This window comes from Acinetobacter sp. LipI_15, assembly GCF_058242865.1.
This window is the reverse complement of record NZ_JBZAYN010000001.1, coordinates 2,974,478-2,994,493: the sequence shown is the minus strand read 5'-3', so window position 1 is coordinate 2,994,493 and position 20,016 is coordinate 2,974,478. Positions and strand designations below refer to the sequence as shown.

The 20,016-nt window shown below is 41.2% G+C and carries 13 protein-coding genes; 7 read left to right on the top strand and 6 right to left on the bottom strand.

Translation table 11 applies throughout. The features are described 5' to 3' along the window. Positions 1–33: 33 nt before the first annotated feature. On the top strand, positions 34–684 hold the full coding sequence (locus AC4CU0_RS14190) for a response regulator (protein WP_078190543.1): 651 nt from the start codon (positions 34–36) through the stop codon (positions 682–684). Positions 685–1,110: 426 nt separating this feature from the next. Here the strand turns inward: AC4CU0_RS14190 and AC4CU0_RS14185 are convergent, their stop codons facing one another. Together AC4CU0_RS14185 and AC4CU0_RS14180 are read right to left on the bottom strand one after the other, a co-directional pair. Further along, entirely contained in the window at positions 1,111–1,860 is a 750-nt protein-coding gene (locus AC4CU0_RS14185; RefSeq protein ID WP_171525947.1) for a hypothetical protein, read from the bottom strand. 447 nt (positions 1,861–2,307) lie between these two features. Further along, positions 2,308–5,796, bottom strand: coding sequence for a hybrid sensor histidine kinase/response regulator (locus AC4CU0_RS14180; RefSeq protein WP_078190541.1), 3,489 nt, complete (start codon positions 5,794–5,796; stop codon positions 2,308–2,310). A gap of 181 nt (positions 5,797–5,977) precedes the next feature. Between AC4CU0_RS14180 and AC4CU0_RS14175 the strand changes: the two genes are divergently transcribed. Both AC4CU0_RS14175 and AC4CU0_RS14170 read left to right on the top strand, forming a co-directional pair. Then, positions 5,978–6,310 carry a DUF485 domain-containing protein gene (locus AC4CU0_RS14175; protein ID WP_078190540.1) on the top strand — a complete coding sequence of 111 codons (333 nt, stop codon included), beginning with the start codon at positions 5,978–5,980 and terminating at the stop codon, positions 6,308–6,310. A gap of 1 nt (position 6,311) precedes the next feature. Further along, positions 6,312–8,027, top strand: coding sequence for a cation acetate symporter (locus tag AC4CU0_RS14170; protein WP_180063017.1), 1,716 nt, complete (start codon positions 6,312–6,314; stop codon positions 8,025–8,027). Between the two features lie 161 nt (positions 8,028–8,188). Here AC4CU0_RS14170 and AC4CU0_RS14165 read toward each other — a convergent pair whose 3' ends face one another. Next, entirely contained in the window at positions 8,189–8,491 is a 303-nt protein-coding gene (locus tag AC4CU0_RS14165; protein ID WP_490743368.1) for a hypothetical protein, read from the bottom strand. A gap of 251 nt (positions 8,492–8,742) precedes the next feature. Between AC4CU0_RS14165 and AC4CU0_RS14160 the strand changes: the two genes are divergently transcribed. Beyond that, positions 8,743–9,438 (top strand): ion channel, encoded by a 696-nt coding sequence (locus tag AC4CU0_RS14160; protein WP_180010633.1) that lies wholly within the window; start codon positions 8,743–8,745, stop codon positions 9,436–9,438. 55 nt (positions 9,439–9,493) lie between these two features. Here the strand turns inward: AC4CU0_RS14160 and omp33-36 are convergent, their stop codons facing one another. Next, complete coding sequence (gene omp33-36 / locus AC4CU0_RS14155) at positions 9,494–10,372, bottom strand: porin Omp33-36 (RefSeq protein ID WP_490743367.1); 879 nt, start codon at positions 10,370–10,372, stop codon at positions 9,494–9,496. 1,097 nt (positions 10,373–11,469) lie between these two features. Between omp33-36 and AC4CU0_RS14150 the strand changes: the two genes are divergently transcribed. Beyond that, entirely contained in the window at positions 11,470–13,176 is a 1,707-nt protein-coding gene (locus AC4CU0_RS14150; RefSeq protein ID WP_490743366.1) for a GGDEF domain-containing protein, read from the top strand. A gap of 41 nt (positions 13,177–13,217) precedes the next feature. On the opposite strand, the gene AC4CU0_RS14145 is transcribed toward AC4CU0_RS14150, so the two are convergent. Continuing rightward, the gene (locus AC4CU0_RS14145; protein ID WP_490743365.1) at positions 13,218–14,027 is read right to left on the bottom strand and encodes a toxin-antitoxin system YwqK family antitoxin; all 810 of its coding nucleotides are present in this window, start codon (positions 14,025–14,027) and stop codon (positions 13,218–13,220) included. 202 nt (positions 14,028–14,229) lie between these two features. Here AC4CU0_RS14145 and blaOXA point away from each other — a divergent pair, with 202 nt between their 5' ends. Next, positions 14,230–15,081, top strand: a complete 852-nt coding sequence (blaOXA, locus tag AC4CU0_RS14140; RefSeq protein WP_490743364.1) for a class D beta-lactamase — start codon at positions 14,230–14,232, stop codon at positions 15,079–15,081. A gap of 248 nt (positions 15,082–15,329) precedes the next feature. Then, complete coding sequence (locus tag AC4CU0_RS14135) at positions 15,330–17,117, top strand: KAP family P-loop domain protein (protein ID WP_490743363.1); 1,788 nt, start codon at positions 15,330–15,332, stop codon at positions 17,115–17,117. A 12-nt stretch (positions 17,118–17,129) separates the two neighbouring features. Here the strand turns inward: AC4CU0_RS14135 and uvrA are convergent, their stop codons facing one another. Continuing rightward, positions 17,130–19,961, bottom strand: a complete 2,832-nt coding sequence (gene uvrA / locus AC4CU0_RS14130) for an excinuclease ABC subunit UvrA (RefSeq protein ID WP_180024597.1) — start codon at positions 19,959–19,961, stop codon at positions 17,130–17,132. Positions 19,962–20,016: the final 55 nt, after the last annotated feature.

The following is a 20,016-nucleotide window of genomic DNA, read 5'->3' as shown; positions in this document are numbered from 1 at the left end:
GGGTCATTGTGCACAAGATCTCTCACGTTGCTTATGAATATTTTAATCGTTGATGATCACCCGCTGTTTCGTCATGCTTTAATTCAGGCGGTTCGTTATAGTTTGCCTCAGGCGCAAATTCATGAGACTGCAGCAGTCAATGAATGCTATGAACGTCTTGAAAATGGCCCTGAGCCTGATCTTGTGTTATTGGATTTAAACTTGCCGGGTGCTTCAGGCTTTTCTGCCTTGGTGCATATTCGCGCGCAATATCCATCGATTCCAATCATTGTGGTCTCTGCGCATGAAGAAGCGTCGATTATCCAACGTGCGATTGCACATGGTGCGATGGGTTATATTCCAAAATCTGCACATCCAAGCCACATTGGTGAAGCGATTCGTCAAGTCTTAGAAGGCGAGATTTGGTTACCACCAAATTTACCTGCCAACATGAACTTTGACCCACGTGCTGCAGATGAAACAGCATTGGCAGAACGTATTCAGTCTTTAACACCGCAACAATTCCGTGTGTTAATGATGGTGGCAGAAGGTTTGTTGAATAAGCAAATTGCCTATGAGTTGGATGTGTCTGAAGCAACTATTAAAGCGCATGTAACGGCAATTTTCCGTAAGTTGGGCGTACAAAACCGAACTCAAGCTGTATTGGCAATTAATGCATTGAATATTGAAGAAAAGAAAATCTAAGGATTTTTTCCAAAAAAAAGACCTCCATCGTGGAGGTCTTTTTTTATGCTGTTTAAGCGATAGAACAATGCGAATTAAACCAATAACTGATATTACGCACCTAAAAGTAATTTCGCATTTTTAAAATGATTTTTAAGTCAGTTCGAAGGAGTCTTACATCTAGGGATTAAATAAAGGGATCAGCCTTCGGCTGGAGGTACTTTTGTTTCGGCAAAAGTACCCAAAACCATTGTCATCCGCAAAACTCGTACACTTGCGCCAAATTATTCAAAGTATCGCAAAAACATTTGTGATTAGAAGTCGTCCTGTCTCAAACACTTGCGGATGACGTTACCGCGTATCGTTCTTTTATTTGAATCAAATTGTGCTTCTGATGTTACTGCGTAACATCAGTTAATACCTTATATAAACAACTTCAACAATAACTTAAGCAATATAGTCTTGCTTAGGCGTCAGATCGGTACAGTACAAAGGGTTGAGCGCACATTGTAATTCATCAATTTGTTCATCGGACACATAGCCGCGCGCTTTGAGATAATCCGCGACACGGTCATCACGTAAACTCAGGAAAGCCGCATCATAAACACCCAAATCCACAAATAGGGCTGCAGTTTCTAAGCTGTTAAAACGATCCAGATAAACATCATTGTCATACATCAGGAAGATATGGTCTTGCTTGGAGTTGGCATCGACATTTAAACGTTGTGCCAATTCAAATGGCGCTGTTTTAATAAATAGTAAATCAGATAATTCATCAAACTGTGTTTTATCCAGCTGGTTTTTGTCGGTTTTGACTTTACCGAGCCACGCTTTAAACACCAAAACCGCACCACCACGCAGTAGCATGCTCCAAATCTGATGACGGGTGTCCAAACCCAAGCCATTGGATTCTGCTTCTAAATTTTGCAGCAGTAGGTCTTCTTGCTCTGCCAGTCGATCGAATAAGCCAAGGCCTTGAGGTTTGTAGGCATTCGGCGCAAAGACATCAAAATTCAGTTCATCAAACACTTGTAACGCGAGAGGAACGGCACTGCGATAGAGCGTTTCCAGCGCTTCGACTTGCACATCACTTAATTTGCTGAACTTAAATAGCTGACGCCAATCGATCTCTGGCAAAATGGCATTGGCACCATACTGACGATGAAACTGTAGATTTTGATCAAAACCATGCGGCATTGTTTCTGAAATATTCACAAGATCACTCCTAATATGCGGGGGAGATCAGCTTCTCAAGTGTTGAGTTATGACGCTTCTTGAATTGGCTTGAAACTGATCAACTTCTTATGAATATTTTTAAAACGAACGGCCGCAGCTAAATATACGACTAAAGTTTTAGTTTTTATTTTTGGTTATAAAAATATGATTTAAATCAAATAGATTTTTAATTGTAACTAAGTGTACAAGTGTTCACTCACGCATTCGATATCTTTTGCCATAGGCAATCAAAATTTGATATTTATGGCTAATAAATAGACGAAATATCGGGGCTATTTTGAATGGTCTTGCCGTTGAGACAAATTTTTTTGCCAGTTAGGTAAGTTTAAGTAAAAGCAAGGTAAACAAAAGCCCATTTCATGTGAATGAAATGGGCTACTTTTCACAGAGCGATGTCCTGTAACAACGCTACTGATTTGAAATTTTTAAACCAGATAACCATGAACGCAGTGAAGCCGGTTTCAATGGTTTTTTCAGTAAGACGATGTTTAACTCTTTTAGACGTTGCGGTAGTTCAGGATCAGAATCTGCGGTAATCAGCGCCACAGGGACATTTTCCTGACGGTTATCTAAAATAAAGTCGAGACCGATCTTGTTGTTATTCAAGTGTTGGTCAACCAACCAAACTTGAATATTTTCTTGTTGAATCAACTCCATGGCCTGTTCAGGTTCAGTGGCTTTAAAGACTTGATAGCCCCATTTGGTCAGTAAGGTCGACATCCCTTCCAAAATGGTTTCATCATTGTCTAAGCACAGAATCTTATAGGCTTTGGTCTTCAGCGGAACCGCTTGAGTCGGTGCAGCGACCACTTTTGGCGCAGCGACCACAGGCACTTCAATCATAAAACACGAACCATGACCAAGTTCTGAGAACACATGCACTGGGTAGTCGAGTAGGCTGGTCATGCGTTGCACGATGGCTAAACCTAAGCCCAGACCCTGTTCGCCCCAAGGAGAGGTATGTCCACAGCGTTCGAACTCTTGGAACAACTTAATGCGCTGTTCTTCCGCGATTCCAGGACCCGTATCCCAAACGCCAATACGAATATGTCCTGGACGTGCTGAACGTAGCACACCCACCACAACACGACCACGCGCCGTATAGCGTAGGGCATTGCTGACGAAGTTTTGAATAATACGACGAATCCACTGTGGGTCGGTGTCAATCCAGAACTGAGCATCATGTACGGTCAGTTTGATATTACGCTGTGCCGCAATCGATTTAAATTGCAGTTCAAGATCGCTGAGTAAATCATGCAGCGGATAAGGCTGACGTTTTGGTTGAATGGTTCCACCTTCGAGTCGTGCGATATCCAAGAGGGCAGAGAGCATACTTTCCGCACCATGCAGCGCACGATCTAGTTGCTGAAGCGTTTTACGATCATCGTCATTTTGTACGCTTTGCTCGAGGGCGGTACTAAACAGGCGAGCAGCATGCATCGGTTGCAATAAGTCATGGCTTGCAGCAGCAATGAAGCGGCTTTTCGACATATTGGCTTTATCGGCTTGCTCACGTGCCAATTGTTGTTCGGACAGGGCATCTGCCAACTGTTGGGTACGGTCTTGTACACGCCCTTCAAGCAAGGCTTCATTTTCACGGAATGCGGTAATATCGGCAAAGGTCGTGACGAAACCACCGCCTTCGATCGGGTTCCCGCGCATCTGAATTACACGGCCATCTTTACGAATTCGTTCAAATTCGTGTGCGCTGCCGACTTGCATCCAATGCATACGTTTACGCACATGTTCTTCGACTGAACCAGGACCACATTCGCCGCGTTCAGCGTTATAACGAATCAAGTCTGAAATTGGGCAACCGACATAGACAATGTCTTTTGGATAATCAAACAGTTTGAGGTATTGATTATTCCATGCCACCAAACACATATTTTCATCAACCACGGACACACCTTGAGTCATATGGTCGATCATGGTCATGATCAGGTTTTGGTTAAAGCGCTGCCACTGTGAGGCTTGGTCAAGAATATTTGCGACCTGACCGAGTGCTAAACCATTATTGACCATGGCTGTGGTGAGTAGGGTACGGGCAGATGCCGCACCGATGGTGCCGGCAAGATACTGTTCGGTAAAACGCCACCACATGCCGTTGGCGCTGCTATTTTCATTCAAAACGACATTGTTTTGTGCGCAGAACTGGTTGAAGGCGCGCATAGTTGGACCTTCACCGGTAATGCGTTTTGCCAAAGTAATCAGATCACCTACTTTTAAGCGTGCCACATCATGGTGAATATAGCTGATGTCGTTTGATGTACTTTGAGCCGGGAGGGGCTTGGTTTCATAATAAAAGAAACTTTCGGCCTGAATTTGCTCGGCAACACTTGGGCGGAAGACGCGGGAAATCCAAATATAGAGGGTGATATTTAATCCAAGTGCCCAAACCACGCCATGGGTAAGGGGATCGAAAGACTCAAACCCTAACAGTGCTTCAGGACGTAACCAACTCAAGCCTAGCGGACCCTGACTTAAAAGATTTTCGGTAAAGGTTTTAAATTGTTCAGGCAGGCTACGCAATACGGTTGGCAATAACAGGGTATAAGCCCACATGCCAAAACCGACCAACAGACCCGCATACACGCCTTGCTTACTTCCGCCACGCCAATACAAACCACCAATCAACGCTGGTGCAAACTGTGCCACAGCACTGAAGGCCAATAGGCCAAATACCGATAATTGGTCAATGTCATTGAAGAAATGGAAGAACAAGAAGCCCAATAACATGACCGCTAAAATACATACACGACGTGTGAATTTCAGTACGAGTGGTAGGCGCTTATCGTGGCGTGACAATAAGCGTGTACGCCACAGTGCAGGCATGATCAAGTCATTACTGAGCATAATCGACAAGGCCACTGACGACACCAACAGCATACCTGTCGATGCTGAAAAACCACCGAGAAACGCAAGTAAGGTCAACCAGTCTTGGTTATAACTTAAAGGCAGTGAGAGCACGGCAACATCGGGGATTGCCAAGTAAGCCGGTGCTGCATGCAGTGCCCAACTGGCAATCGGGATGATCGCGATAATGGTTAAAATCAGATAAATGGCAAACCAACGACGAGCACCACGAATATGCTTTTCATCTCGCAGTTCAACCACTGCGACATGGAACTGACGTGGTAGACAAATAATCGCTAAAGCAGCCAGTAAAGTTTGAATCCAGAAGCTTTCTGGCACACCTTTGAGCTGGACATCTTTAAAGGTGGTGTTGATGTCATGGCTGATTTGCGCCATGTTTTCAGGTGATTCAAAAACAAAGAAAAATGCGACTGCAAGTAGTGCAAACAGCTTGACGAAAGACTCAAATGCCACAGCCAACATTAAGCCACCGTGCTGTTCTGTATTGGCAATCTGTCGTGTCCCAAACATCATCGCCAAAATCGCCAAAACACCAGTCAAAAACAGCACGCTATTGGTGGTGCCGGTCAGACCAGCGGTCGGCTCTAAAATGACTGTTGCACTGAGGGCAATCGCACGTAGCTGCAAGGCTAAATAGGGAATAATGGCAATCACGGCAAGGATCGTGACTAATGACGCTAAGGGGCCACTTTTACCATATCGTGCTGCTACAAAGTCGGCAATCGATGAAATGGCATGATGCTGACGGACACGGCCTAAACGTCGCCAAATATCATAGCCGAGCGCAACGAATAGCAGTGGCCCCAGATAGATTGGCAGGAAAATAATGCCCTCTCGAACGGCAGCACCTGTTGCGCCATAAAACGTCCAAGATGAACAGTAAACCCCTAAAGTTAGACTAAAGAGAAGCATTCTGCCGCGAGTACTGAGCCTGCTGGCATGCTTTTCACCAAAGAATGCACATACAAAGAGTAATGCGATGTAAAGGGCCAATACCCCGACGATAAGCCAACTATTCATAGAGCCTGCAGCATATTAATTCTCGCTTAATGATAACGCATCCATAGGCTTAGGGAGGTTGTTGCTCAAAATTTAACGACCAAAGTCTAAATTACAAGAGATAAGGAACATTGGTAAGTTTAGCTTCGAAATAATTCGAATTAGAAAATTGCGCGCCAAGGTTCGGCGTAAGGAGAACATTATGGATGAGAGACAGGTAGAACAAATTCTACAGAATCCAAAATTTAAGGAAATGGTTAGCCGTAAAAGTAAATTGAGCTGGACTTTGACGATCATCATGTTGGTGGTCTATGTCGGCTTCATGCTACTTGTGGGCTATAACAAAGAGTTCTTGATGCAATCCGTGAGTGGTGGTGTGACCACGATTGGTATGCCATTAGGTTTGAGCATTATTGTATTGTCATTCCTGCTCTGTGGTGTGTATTCGTACATTGCAAATAATAAATTAGATGCATTAAACGAAGAAGCAATGCGTGAAGTAGAAGCAATTACTCAAGAAAAAGGACTTCACTAAGATGAAATGGAATTCATTGAAAGCAACAGCACTGGCGGCTCCCGCTCTGCTCATGTCAAGCATGGCAATGGCAGGACCAGATTTAGGTGAAGCACAACAACAAGCAACCAACTGGCATGCGATTATCATGTTCGCAATCTTTGTTGGTTTGACTTTGTTTATTACAAAATGGGCAGCGAAGCAAACCACGAACACTGCAGACTTCTATACTGCCGGTGGTGGTATTTCGGGTTTCCAAAATGGTTTAGCGATTGCCGGTGACTACATGTCAGCAGCATCGTTCCTCGGTATTTCCGCAATGGTATTCAGCTCTGGCTTTGACGGCTTGCTGTATTCATTGGGCTTTATGGTGGGTTGGCCAATCGTACTGTTCTTGGTGGCTGAGCGTCTGCGTAACTTAGGTAAGTTCAACTTATCTGACGTGGTGTCATTCCGTCTGGCTGAGAAACCTGTACGTACACTTGCAGCAGTCAGCTCGCTTGTGGTTGTCGCGTTCTACTTGATTGCACAGATGGTGGGTGCAGGTCAGTTGATCAAACTACTATTCGGTCTAAACTACAACATTGCGGTTGTGATCGTTGGTCTACTGATGATGGCGTATGTAATCTTCGGTGGTATGTTGGCAACAACTTGGGTACAGATCATTAAAGCAGTGATGCTACTTTCTGGCGCAACTTTCATGGCATTCATGGTCATGAAAGGCGTGGGCTTCAGCTTCTCTGAAATGTTCTCTCAATCGATCCAAGTTTTCTCGAAGGTGCATGATGTATCTTTAACTGAAGCTGCAAACATTATGGGGCCTGGTAAATTGGCTGCAAACCCAATTGATGCGATCTCTCTCGGTCTTGCATTAATGTTCGGTACAGCAGGTCTGCCACACATTTTAATGCGTTTCTTCACAGTAAAAGATGCGAAAGAAGCGCGTAAATCAGTAGTTGTGGCAACAGGTTTCATTGGTTATTTCTACCTTTTAACTTTCATCATTGGTTTTGGTGCGATCCTTTATGTTTCAAACAACCCACAATTCCTTGATGTAGCGAAAATGGCGGTAACTGGCAAGCTAGAGCTTGTTGGTGGTAACAACATGGCTGCGGTGCATTTATCTGATGCATTGGGCGGTGACTTGTTCATGGGCTTCATTTCAGCGGTAGCATTCGCAACGATTCTTGCAGTAGTTGCAGGTCTAACATTGTCAGGTGCATCGGCAATCTCTCACGACTTGTATGCAAACGTATTCAAGAAAGGTCAAACAACGCCAGAATCTGAACTTCGTATGTCTAAAATCGCGACTTTAGGTCTTGCGATCTTCGCGATGATTTTAGGTATTTTGTTCGAGAAACAAAACGTTGCATTCATGGTTGGTTTGGCATTCTCTGTAGCAGCGTGTGCAAACTTCCCTGTGCTTGTATTGTCGATGTTCTGGAAAGGTTTAACGACGCGTGGTGCGGTGATTGGTGGTGTGGTTGGTTTAGCAACTGCGGTGATTCTCATTGTATTGTCTAAAGCAGTTTGGGTAGATACATTTGCAATCTCTGAAACACCAGTTAACCCATTCAATGGTCCTGCAATCTTTGCAATGCCATTGGCGTTCATCTGCTGCTGGTTGTTCTCTGTGACTGATAATTCAGCACAAGCACAAGCAGAGCGCAAAGCATTTGATGCACAGTATGTACGTTCACAAACTGGTATTGGTATCTCAGGTGCTTCAGATCACTAATCTGAATCGCCTAAAAAGCCCCTAACAAGGGGCTTTTTTTATATCTAAGTAAATTATATGGAGCAGTGGATCATGGACAAATCTCTGTCCTATTTGCGTGTATAACTTTCTCCATTGACCGACATTTTCCAATGGCCCTGATCATCTTGATAAGGTGAGCGCTAAATGGTGAATTGTTGAGAGAAATCATCCTGACCGATGCTAAAGCTCTGATCACCAAAACTACTCAAATGGGCTTTTATTCGCGACTGTTCAGCACCACTGAAGGTTTGGTTGGCAATACTTTTTTCGGTATGTTCTTGATGGTGATACGTCACTTCGCCCGACGCTTTGATCACTAACTCACTGTGGTTGTTTTGCCAAGTCCCCACATAATTTTCATGGCCTTTGAGGAGTGGACTGTCTTGTGTACAGGCAGAGAGCATGAGCAGACAGAGGGGTGCAAATACGAGATGTTTTTTCATAATGAAATCTACCACGTAGGAGATTCCTTTGAATATGTGCCTGAAAACTGAAACTTACAGTAGGTTTTTTGAACCTCTTTGGTAATAAGAAACCCAGCTAGAACAGTGCTCATATGGATGCTTTTTCAGATTAAGATCAACAAATTTTTGCAATAAAAAAAACTCACTTCGTGCTAATTTAAAATCAATCAGTTGATGATGCTTCAGATCAATCATTTCAGCGCATGAAAAAAATATAGAGATTGAAAATAATGCAAGGTTTTGTAGATTTTTGGAAAAGCTTTAGACTTTTACCTTCAGCATGGCTGTTACTGGTGCAGTTTCTGATCTTGGTTTTAACCGCGATTACCCGAGAAAGTCTGTCTTTTCGTGCGCTAATTTGGGTACTTGGGGTGTCGGTACTATTGATCATTGCCAAAGTGATTCGCCAAACTCCAATGTTTACGATTCTAGGACTGAGTTTTGTTGGCTGCGCCGTATTGTTTTCTACTTTGATTATGCTGGGTGTAAATCATCCGAATATTCAAATTATTGCGCATGGTTTTGAAGCCTGTGCGTATTTTAGTGCCGCTTATGGCGTATTGCGTTATATGTTCGCAGATCGCTATTTAACCAAAGATGAACTCTTTGCAGCAGGAGCAGTTTTTACCCTCATCGCATGGGGTTTTGCCTTTCTCTATAGTATTTGTCAGCTGATTTATCCGGATAGTTTTGTGAATCCTGCAGCGCCGGGCATGCAGTCGTGGTTAGATTTATTATTTTTAAGTTTTAGTTTGCAGTCCGCAACGGGCTTGTCGGATCTCATGCCCGTGAGTGCGCCAGCACGGGTCTTGGCCATGCTTCAAATGTTCTGCGGGGTGATGTATTTGGCTCTCATCGTTTCACGCTTAATCGCCTTGCAATATATTGCCCATTTACCCGAACGTCATGAACCTAAAGACAAATAATGGCAGTAAAAAAGGACGCACATGCGTCCTTTTTGTCTTCAGGATCTAATATAAATTAGAAACGGAATTTAGCATTTACGCCAACAGTTTGGGTATCAAGCGCAACAACTTCTTTAGCATTAGCATTTACATAGCTAGCACCAACTGCAACAGCAGGAGTGATGAAGTAGTTTACATTCGCGCCCCAAGCTGAGTCTGGAGTACCTTCAAAGCTAGATTCAGCGTAAGAAGCACCAACGCTTAATTTAGGAGTTACGAAAAGATCAGTTTTGAATTGGTAAGCAGTGTCATCACCGTAGATGATGCCTGATTCGAAACCAATTGCCATGTTAGTGTCGTCGATTGCGCCAACATATTTAGCACGTGCAGTGATAGCGTCTTGGTCTTGGCCAATAGTTGTAGCTTCAGCAACAGCTTTAGCAACACCGTTACCCATAACGTTGAATGCGTCAACAGCAGCTTGGTCAGCAACGCTAGTGTAACCAACAGCAACTAAGAAGTTTTGAGTTGGAAGCGCACCAACTTCTAATGCATAACGGTCGCCGTTGTCATCAGTGTTGTTTGCATTTTTGCTGTCAAGGATAGTGTGGCTGTAAGAAGCACTAGCGTATACAGGAACAACTTTAGTTGGAACATAAGCTTCAGCTTTAGCACCGAAGTTATGAGCAATTACGTCAGTACCTTTTGAACCAACTTCACCGTAGTTGTAAGCAACAGATACGTTAGAAGCTTGGTTTAAGAATGCAGCTTCTGCTAAAGGACCTTTTGTAGAGTCAACATTTTTGAAGTAGTAAGTACCTTGAACACCACCAATGAAATCTTTGTCATTTGCAGTTGTGTCGATGTATTCTGCTTGGCCTTGAACTTCAAATTGGTAAGCTTGAGCACCGGTCATGGCTAATAATAAAGCAGTGGCTAAACCGAGTTTTTTCATGATTTTCTACCAGTTGTTACAAATGGATTAAACATTGAGCATTGTATTGTAACAATATATTAAGTCAATGATCCTAAAGGTTATTATTCAGTCTCTGACTCAGATCTTTATTTCATAATAAGAAATTCAGTTTTTACTCTAACTAATAAGTCACTGAAAAAAAAATCATTGAGAACAATTAAGTAAGTTTGATTAAATTCTTAATTAAAAAAATACACTTGAAAAAATACACAACTTTTCAATCTGAAATAACAATTATTATTGTTATTTTAATTCAAAATAACATTTATTGTAGTGGGTAAATTCTAACGCTTTTCACGCATTTGAGGTAATAAATCGGGACTTTGACTGCTGAATTGTTGGGCTAAAACCACTTATTTGTATATTAAATAGACATTTTTGTTTTAAGTTTGAGGGATATATCACTTAAATATGTGTCTTTGTGATATTTTTAATATCCTAGTGAAATACTTGGCTTTACATCAGGTTTTATTTGATTCATAATTTGCCAATCGAGTCGTCACACGGTTTAAAAGTGTGACTTTGACCCTGATTCTCCATTATTGTTTTTTATTCGCCCAGCTTTCCCCAAGGTTGGGCTTTTTTTTATTCAAAAATGCAACTTTATATTAAAGATAAAATATAGAGCAAATATCTCGTAGAAATAAATGCACTTTTATGGTGCGTTAATAATTCTATTTATCTTTCAATTAAAGTGATATAGACAAAAAAAATCCTGATTTTCAAGGAAAATCAGGATTTTTTAGCCAAAATTTTCGGGAAACTAAAATATTCTGCTGAGGAAGAAATCTAGTGTGCCCTAATACGGTGCATTCTGCACCAATTTATTGCAATTGTAAATATTTATTTAAACAAGTTAATAAAAAATATTTCACTTTGAAATATGCTGCTGTTTTTTAGCAAATTATCTCGTTCTAAAGTGATAAAAATGTGACAGATTAAGCATATTTGTATAGAATTTAGAGCTATAAATGTTCATTTTACAAATTAATAAATTATTGATCATTAATTTAAATATTCCCGCGTTTAGTTGAGAAGTGGGTTGGGGTATGCAACAATTTTGGGGCATAAAATAGATGGAAACATTACGAACAGAGCATATTAGTAAGCGCTTGCAACTTGCGATGCTAGTAATCGTCTTGTCTATCGTATTTATCAGTGTTCCATTGATTGTGAGCAGCAATCAAAACTACCTCAAAAGTGCCGAAGCGCTGAAAGAAATTCAGATGCTGAAAATGGTGGCAGATTTAACCAACCAAATTTCCCGTGAACGTGCGCCAGCTAACAGTGCAATGTCGAGTCAAGGTGAACAGCGCGAGCAAAAAATTATTGAGTTGGCTGAATATCGTCAAGGCGTTGATCGGCAATATCAAGATACACTGAAAGTTTTAAAAGAAACGGGCTTTGCACCGATCGCCCAGCAGTTAGAGTCCAATTTATATCCATATTTGTTGCAGGGTCGCAAAACGGTCGATCAATATATTGCGCTGCCGACACAACAACGTGAAGCTAAAAAATTGGATCATGCCATTTTGGCGATGTTCCAAGCTTGGGATCAAAGCTATATTGCCATGCAGAAATTGGTCAATCATTCTCATGGTAAAGATACTCGTGTATCGAATTATTACACGCTGATTTTATTACTGGCAGAATTACGTGATCAGGCGGGAAGAGTCGCATCAAATATTATGGCTGCGGTATCATTTCAACAGGAAATTCCAGAGCAAAATTTAGCGCGGAGTTTACAAACCCAGCGTCAAACACGCTATCTATGGGAATTGATCAATGTCGTGCAGTCTGAACATGACAAAACTCCCGAGTTTAAACAGTTACATCATGCGGTAAGGACGGAATTTTTAGATAAAGGTTTGCCAATTATTGATGGTTTGACTCAAAAAAGTCTTCAACATCAGCGTTATCACATGGATGGCACCCAGCTCACTGATGCAATGGTCAATAAATTTGTCACAGTGGTGGAATTGCAAAGTTATATTTTAGATTACAGTCTCAAAGTAGCTGCGGATGAACAACGTGAAGCGCGAAATAAATTGATTTTCACGCTTTTTGTCTCGCTCGTGTCATTACTGACTGCATTATTAACGATGTTCTATGCCAAGAAATGGGTGTTTGAACCTTTAATTCGTGCTCGTAATCAGTTATTTAAACTGGCTCGGCACCGACAAATGGATCAAGGCGTGATTGAACCTGCCAAAGTAGGTTATCTCAGTTTATTTGATGCCATTCAGCATATTGAAAACATGTTGGAACAGCGTGATGCCTTTGAATTTCAGCTTAAACATATTGCCAATACTGACTCACTCACCAATGTCGCCAATCGTTTTGCCTTAGATGAATATATTAAATTTCGCGACAGCCAAAATTCAGGATTTTTACATACAGCACTGATCGTGATTGATATTGATCACTTTAAACAGGTGAATGATCGCTATGGGCATATTGTCGGCGATTTGGTGATTCAACATGTTGCCAATCAATTACGAAAACATATTCGTTCATCCGACTTGGTGGTGCGATATGGTGGAGATGAATTTTTAGTCCTGATCGAGGAGATTGATATGCTCAAAGCCCAATACATTGCCGAAACCATACGGCACGATATTCAGAATGTGAATTTTAATTTGGCAGAGGACGAAGCCGATCTCATTGTGACGGTGAGTATTGGTGTTGCTGTTGGCGCCGAAAGCTGGATCGATTTATTAGAGCGAGCAGACCAAGCATTGTTTAAAGCCAAAGCTGCGGGGCGTGATCGTGTTTCAGTCTAAACGCAGCTTGGCAGATTCATAAAGTTAGCCAGACAAATGAATTAATCTTCATCTTTATATAATTTATTGCAGGCTTGTTGGTTCATTTGACTACCATCTACATTCCAACACTGGGCTTGGGTAATTTTGCCTAAATTGTACTGAAGCACCGCTTCAGGTTGCCCATTGTCATACCAAATTTTATAACTGTTATGACGAACGCCATTACGATAATAACCTTGGCGTTCTAGTTTGCCGTTTTCAAACCACATTTTCAGCTCGCCAATCAATTTATTGTTTTGAAAATTGGCATATGTCCACGGTTTACCATTACTGTACCAGCGTTGGCGCAGGCCATTTTCGAGACCATTTTTATAATTTTGAGAAAAAGCCAGTTGGCCATTGGGATGCCAAATTTTGTAATCCCCCTGGGACTCGCCATTGATGATGCTACTTTCTTGCTCTTTTATCCCATTGGCAAACCAAAACTCAAGTTTGCCCTCGTACTCCCCATTTTTATAAGCAATGCGGCTACGGGGTTTGCCGTTGGGGAAGAAACTTTCAAATACGCCTGAGCCTTGAATACCATCTGGAAAGTGAATGAGATGTTCACATTCACCATTTTTAATTTTGCTGTTGCTCAGAAAGATGGTGGTCAGGGCATTGCCATTGGCATAGACATATTGATTTTCATAGATCCCTTTGTGTGAAGTCGGGGTGCTGAGGGCTTTACACTGCGGCTTATCTTTCCATGGGCTAAGATCGGGGTCTTCTTGTGAGACAAACAGCACCATGTATTCGTTTAGATAGCCATCGGCAAAGCTATATATCGGACATAATAAGAGGCTGAAACTTAAGATAAATTTATTCATTGTTAGTATGCTTTTATATTTTAAAAAATTAAAAATTATTCGTTGTTGAGTCCACGATAGGCGTCATCATAAGGATGTTTTGTTTAAAAATAAATAGTGGTTAAGCTAAGTTTGGAACAGATACAAGACTGTTGAAAAGTACACAATTCAGGTTTGAACTTCATCTTATACTGTGGACTTTAAACGCCATAAAAATAGTGCAATGAAAAAAATATATCTATCGTTGATGACTATCCTGAGTTTGTCAGCATGTACAGCAAATGAAGGCATGTTGGATTCATCTCAACACTTAAAACAAACCACTCAAGCCAATTTAGAAAATTCACGGATGAGTGAAATTCCGTCTTTATTTAATCAAGCACAGACACAGGCGGTAATTGTCACATTTGATGGTCAGCGCATGAGCGATTATGGCAATGACTTACAGCGTGCTCAGACAGCATACATTCCTGCATCTACCTTTAAAATGTTAAATGCTTTAATTGGTTTGCAGCATCAGAAGGTGACAACCACTGAAGTTTTTAAATGGAAAGGTGAAAAACGTGCTTTCCCGTCATGGGAAAAAGACCTGACTTTGGGCGAAGCCATGCAAGCGTCTGCGGTTCCTGTATATCAGGAACTGGCAAGGCGAATAGGTTTGGCGTTAATGCAACAAGAAGTCAAACGGGTCGGTTTTGGCAATGCCAATATTGGCAAACAGGTGGATAATTTTTGGTTGGTTGGGCCGTTAAAGATTACGCCTGAACAAGAAGTCAAATTTGCGTATCAGCTTGCGACAGAGAAATTACCGTTTGATGTCGCGGTACAAAAGCAAGTCAAAGACATGCTTTATATTGAAAGCCGTGGGGATGCGAAGTTATATGCCAAGAGTGGTTGGGGTATGGATGTGGAACCTCAAGTCGGTTGGTATACCGGTTGGGTGGATGATGGTCATGGCAAGATCACGGCGTTTAGTTTGAATTTGCTGATGGCAGCAGGGGATGATGTGGCAGAGCGTAAGCAGTTAACTTTGGATGTGTTGGATAAGTTGGGAGTGTTTCATTATTTACGTTAATTTTTTGAATTTTGAATTTTGAATTTTGAATTTTGAATTTGCATGTCCTCGCTTTGCATTGGGGTTGAGTTTCCATTGTGTAGGACGTTGCTACTTTTGAAAGCACAAAAGTAGGCAAAATGTTTTGTTTGACTGAGAGTACATCCGTATGCCCCAGTCAAACAGGCGACATCCATGTCGCCGTTATGAGATTGAATTTATATTTTTTTGCAGATATAAAAGGTACAAGTTATTAATATTTCAAGAAAATGAACCAGTCTCAAGAACAACGTTTAGAAGAAATTTTTAGAACAAATAATAATAATGGGATCGCAATTGCGATTACAGGTTGTTGGGGAGTAGGTAAAACTTTTGCGTGGAATAAATTTCTAGAAATACGTGCAAAATTTGAAGAAGAAAAAATTAAACATTTGCCAGCTTTTCAAAGAAATAAAGATCAAAGAATATTTAGTAAAAAATATGCTTATGTATCATTGTTTGGTATAGAAAATTTATCTGATCTTAAAGCTGCTATATCCACAAATATGAGTAGTAATTACTTTAATCAAGAATCCTCAAAGAACTTTGAAATACCCACATTCATCAAAAAGGGACTTACAGCTTTAAGAGAGGTTAAACTAACGAGCAGCGAATATGGAATTAGTTCTTCTGCACGAATTTTTGAATCCATGTTATATGCTCAAGTTAAAGATGCCATTATTTGTTTTGATGACTTTGAACGAATGTCTAAAAATCTAGACATCAAAGATGTAATGGGCTTGGCGAATCAACTGAAATTAGAGCGAAATTGCCAAGTTGTTTTGATTTTAGATGAGTCAAAAAATGAAGATGAAAATAAGAAGAAATATGTGGAATATAAAGAAAAGTTGATTGATGAAACTATCAAAATTAATTCTGTTGAGCCTTTGATTCGTGCAAAAACAAAAGATATAGATGACGATTTAGTTAATTTGATGATTAAATTTGCTGAAGAGTTAGAGATTCATAATTTTAGATTTTTTCAAAAAGTAATAAAACTGTATAAGCAGTTTCTAGAACAATTACCTGCAGAAGTTGCTTACTCAACAAAAGAAATTATTTTAATTAGAGTTTTACAAGGATATTTGATTGAGGATTATGGTCAAGGTTTAAATTTAGGATGGAATGATTTTACACCTGAAAATGCTATCAAATTAATGGATCAAGTTGAAGATGAGGAGTTGCAGGGAACAAAATTTAAAGTATTAAATCAGCTTAATAAAGTCTCATATCATTTTACTACTGATTTAGGGAAATGGTTAATTGAGTATAAAAAATGGTTTGATCAAGAGGGTAGTTTAGATTATTCGAAACTAAGAGAGTTAGCTAATTCAGATTATATATTAGAAAAAAATAATTTAATAACAAAAGAACTCCGCACTTTAATGAATCAATGGCGAAACTTACAGGTAGATCAAGATTATTGTGATTGTTTATTTGAGAAGTCAACATCGTCAATAGAGTTTACAGATTTACAAGAGTTAGATTTTTATTGTTTTCTACTTAAAAAGTTTGGACGAAATGATTTATCAAAAAAACTTAAAAGAAATGTTATGGATTGGCTTGATCAAGAATTACATGAACGTTATGAGTATATTTGGGATAATGCTACATCATTTGGTTATAAAAAAGAAAACTTCTTCCATTGGTATATCAAGCGTTGGAAAGCAAAAAATCCACAAGCAGGATTGCCCCCTTTATTCGATGTGTTAAAGGTGTATATCTTAGATGGAGGAATCAAGAATAAAGCGAACTTAGTGCTAAAAAATGCAATTCAAAATGATTGGGAGAATTTTATTTTTTCAGACTCTTCAGTAGATGAGGAGTTAAAAAAGATTCATAAAGGAAAAATAATGGAGCGAATCCTACAGCAGAAGATAGATATAGCTTTAACGCCTTTAATCAAGCAAAGTATCGAAGCAATTTTAGTTAATAAACTTAATTCTAGTAATGATTTAGCAAATAAGAAAAACATTGAATTTGTAATAGATAACTTTAAAAAAGAAGGGCTCTTATGAGCCCTTTCTATATCACTTCAACATCGGCTTTAAGAACTTCGCTGTATGCGATACTTTATTCTTAGCCACCTGCTCAGGTGTACCTTCGGCAATAATCATACCGCCACCCGCACCACCTTCAGGGCCTAAGTCCACAATCCAATCGGCAGTTTTAATCACATCCAAATTATGCTCAATCACCACGATGGTATTACCCTTATTACGTAGCTCATGCAGGATGTCGAGCAACTTGGCAATATCATGGAAGTGCAGACCTGTCGTTGGTTCATCAAGCACATACAAAGTCTTGCCTGTATCGCGTTTCGCCAACTCACGTGCCAATTTCACACGCTGCGCTTCACCACCTGAAAGTGTGGTTGCAGACTGACCCAAACGGATATAACCCAAGCCCACTTGGTTCAAGGTTTCCAAACGACGGTGAATTACAGGAATAGCATCAAAGAAATGCATGGCATCTTCAACCGTCATTTCTAAGACATCTGAAATGTTACGACCTTTATAACCAACTTCTAACGTTTCACGGTTATAGCGCTTGCCGTGGCAGGCATCACAAGGCACATACATATCAGGTAAGAAGTGCATTGCAACCTTAATCATCCCATCACCTTCACAGGCTTCACAGCGACCGCCTTTCACGTTAAACGAGAAACGACCTGCAGCATAGCCACGCGCTTTGGCTTCAGGGGTTTGCGCAAACAGTTCACGAATAGGGGTGAACAAACCAGTGTAAGTTGCAGGGTTTGAACGTGGTGTACGACCAATTGGGCTTTGGTCAATATCGACGACTTTATCGAGGAATTGTAAGCCATCAATCGAGTCAAATTTTTCCGCAGTCAGTGTGGTTGCACCGTTCAATTGGGTTGCTGCAAGCGGCAATAATGTCCGGTTAATCAGTGTCGATTTACCTGAACCCGACACACCTGTCACACAGGTCATTACCCCTAAAGGAATGGTCAGATCAACATTTTTTAGGTTATGACCCGCAGCGCCCATTAACTTGATTTGCTCTTCAGGTTTGGGTGGCTGTACACGTTGTTTTGGAACTTCGATTTTTAACTTGCCTGATAAATACTGACCTGTCAGTGAGTCAGGGTTTGCCAAAATTTCATCATAAGTTCCTTCGGCAATGACATGACCGCCATGCACACCTGCACCGGGGCCAATATCAATAATATGGTCGGCGGCACGGATCGCATCTTCATCATGTTCTACAACTAATACGGTATTACCTAAGTCACGCAAACGTACTAGGGTTTCCAATAGGCGGTCATTATCACGCTGATGTAGACCAATTGAGGGTTCATCCAGCACGTACATTACGCCCATCAGGCCCGCGCCAATTTGCGAAGCCAAACGAATACGCTGAGCTTCACCACCCGACAGTGTTTCTGCCGAACGCGATAAACTTAAATAGTTCAAACCGACAGAGACTAGGAAGTGCAAACGTTCACGAATCTCTTTGAAAATCTTGTCAGCAATTTCGCCTTTGGCACCGCTTAAGTTGAGGTCTTGATAATAGCTTTCAGCATCGCCAATCGACATCTTGGTGATTTGCGCGATGGTTTTATCTTTAACTCGGACATGACGTGAAATTTCATTGAGACGTGAGCCACCGCAAGCATCACATGCGGCATTGGATAAATACTGTGCTAAATCCTCACGCACATAGTTCGACTCCGTTTCACGATAGCGACGCTCTAGGTGAGGTAGAATCCCTTCAAAGGCTTGCACACGTTTGTGCGAACGACCACGTTCATCAATATAGCTGAGGTCAACTTTTTCCTTGCCTGTACCATAAAGGAATTTCTTTTTGGTGTCGGCATCGAGTTCATTCCACGGTGTGTCTAGAGAATAACCAAAATGATCGGCAACTTTTTGGATCATGCTGTAGTAATACGGACGTTGACGGTCCCAACCACGGATTGCCCCTTGGCTAATCGAAACTTCATTATTGGGAATCAATTTGTCAGCACTAAAATGGCTGCGTGTGCCTAAACCATCACAAACAGGGCATGCACCGAATGGATTGTTGAAGGAAAATAGCCGTGGTTCAAGTTCACCAACGGCACGTTCACATTCAGGGCAAGAGTGTTTCGCAGAAAATACGCGATCTTCTTGTTCGCCTTTCATCCACGACAAAATGGCAATATCGCCACCCATACGTAGTGCAGTTTCAAAGCTTTCTGCAATACGGTTACCGAGGTCATCACGTACTTTAAAACGGTCGACCACTACTTCAATGGTGTGCTTTTTCTTTTTGTCTAATTCGGGTGGTGTGTCGATATCAATGACTTCACCATCGACACGGGCACGGACAAAACCCTGACCTTGTAATTGTTCAAATAAGTTGGTGTATTCACCCTTACGGTCACGGACCACAGGGGCAAGCAACATAAGCGCCGTACCTTCTTCTAGACCTTTGACGGTATCAACCATTTCAGACACAGTCTGAGCCACCATCGGGAGATCATGTTCAGGACAATACGGCGTGCCGACACGGGCATAGAGTAGACGTAAATAGTCGTAAATTTCGGTGATTGTTCCCACTGTTGAGCGTGGGTTGTGGCTCGTTGATTTTTGTTCGATGGCAATCGCAGGACTCAAGCCTTCAATCGAGTCAACTTCGGGCTTTTCCATTTGCGAAAGGAATTGGCGTGCATAGGCAGATAAGGACTCAACATAGCGACGTTGACCTTCAGCATACAAGGTATCAAAAGCCAAAGAGGACTTCCCTGAACCAGAAAGACCCGTAATGACCACAAACTTGTCGCGTGGAATATCGAGTGACACATTTTTTAAGTTATGGGTACGTGCGCCTCGAATACGGATATGGCTTTGGCTCATGCAAGGGGTCCTAAAATATTCATCGAAAAACCTATATATGATAGCGCATGAAAAA

Coding starts and splice junctions, on each gene's coding strand:
- AC4CU0_RS14190 (WP_078190543.1), top strand. CDS start 34: ATGAATATTTTAATCGTTGATGATCACCCGCTGTTTCGTCATGCTTTA.
- AC4CU0_RS14185 (WP_171525947.1), bottom strand. CDS start 1,860: ATGCCGCATGGTTTTGATCAAAATCTACAGTTTCATCGTCAGTATGGT.
- AC4CU0_RS14180 (WP_078190541.1), bottom strand. CDS start 5,796: ATGAATAGTTGGCTTATCGTCGGGGTATTGGCCCTTTACATCGCATTA.
- AC4CU0_RS14175 (WP_078190540.1), top strand. CDS start 5,978: ATGGATGAGAGACAGGTAGAACAAATTCTACAGAATCCAAAATTTAAG.
- AC4CU0_RS14170 (WP_180063017.1), top strand. CDS start 6,312: ATGAAATGGAATTCATTGAAAGCAACAGCACTGGCGGCTCCCGCTCTG.
- AC4CU0_RS14165 (WP_490743368.1), bottom strand. CDS start 8,491: ATGAAAAAACATCTCGTATTTGCACCCCTCTGTCTGCTCATGCTCTCT.
- AC4CU0_RS14160 (WP_180010633.1), top strand. CDS start 8,743: ATGCAAGGTTTTGTAGATTTTTGGAAAAGCTTTAGACTTTTACCTTCA.
- omp33-36 (WP_490743367.1), bottom strand. CDS start 10,372: ATGAAAAAACTCGGTTTAGCCACTGCTTTATTATTAGCCATGACCGGT.
- AC4CU0_RS14150 (WP_490743366.1), top strand. CDS start 11,470: ATGGAAACATTACGAACAGAGCATATTAGTAAGCGCTTGCAACTTGCG.
- AC4CU0_RS14145 (WP_490743365.1), bottom strand. CDS start 14,027: ATGAATAAATTTATCTTAAGTTTCAGCCTCTTATTATGTCCGATATAT.
- blaOXA (WP_490743364.1), top strand. CDS start 14,230: ATGAAAAAAATATATCTATCGTTGATGACTATCCTGAGTTTGTCAGCA.
- AC4CU0_RS14135 (WP_490743363.1), top strand. CDS start 15,330: ATGAACCAGTCTCAAGAACAACGTTTAGAAGAAATTTTTAGAACAAAT.
- uvrA (WP_180024597.1), bottom strand. CDS start 19,961: ATGAGCCAAAGCCATATCCGTATTCGAGGCGCACGTACCCATAACTTA.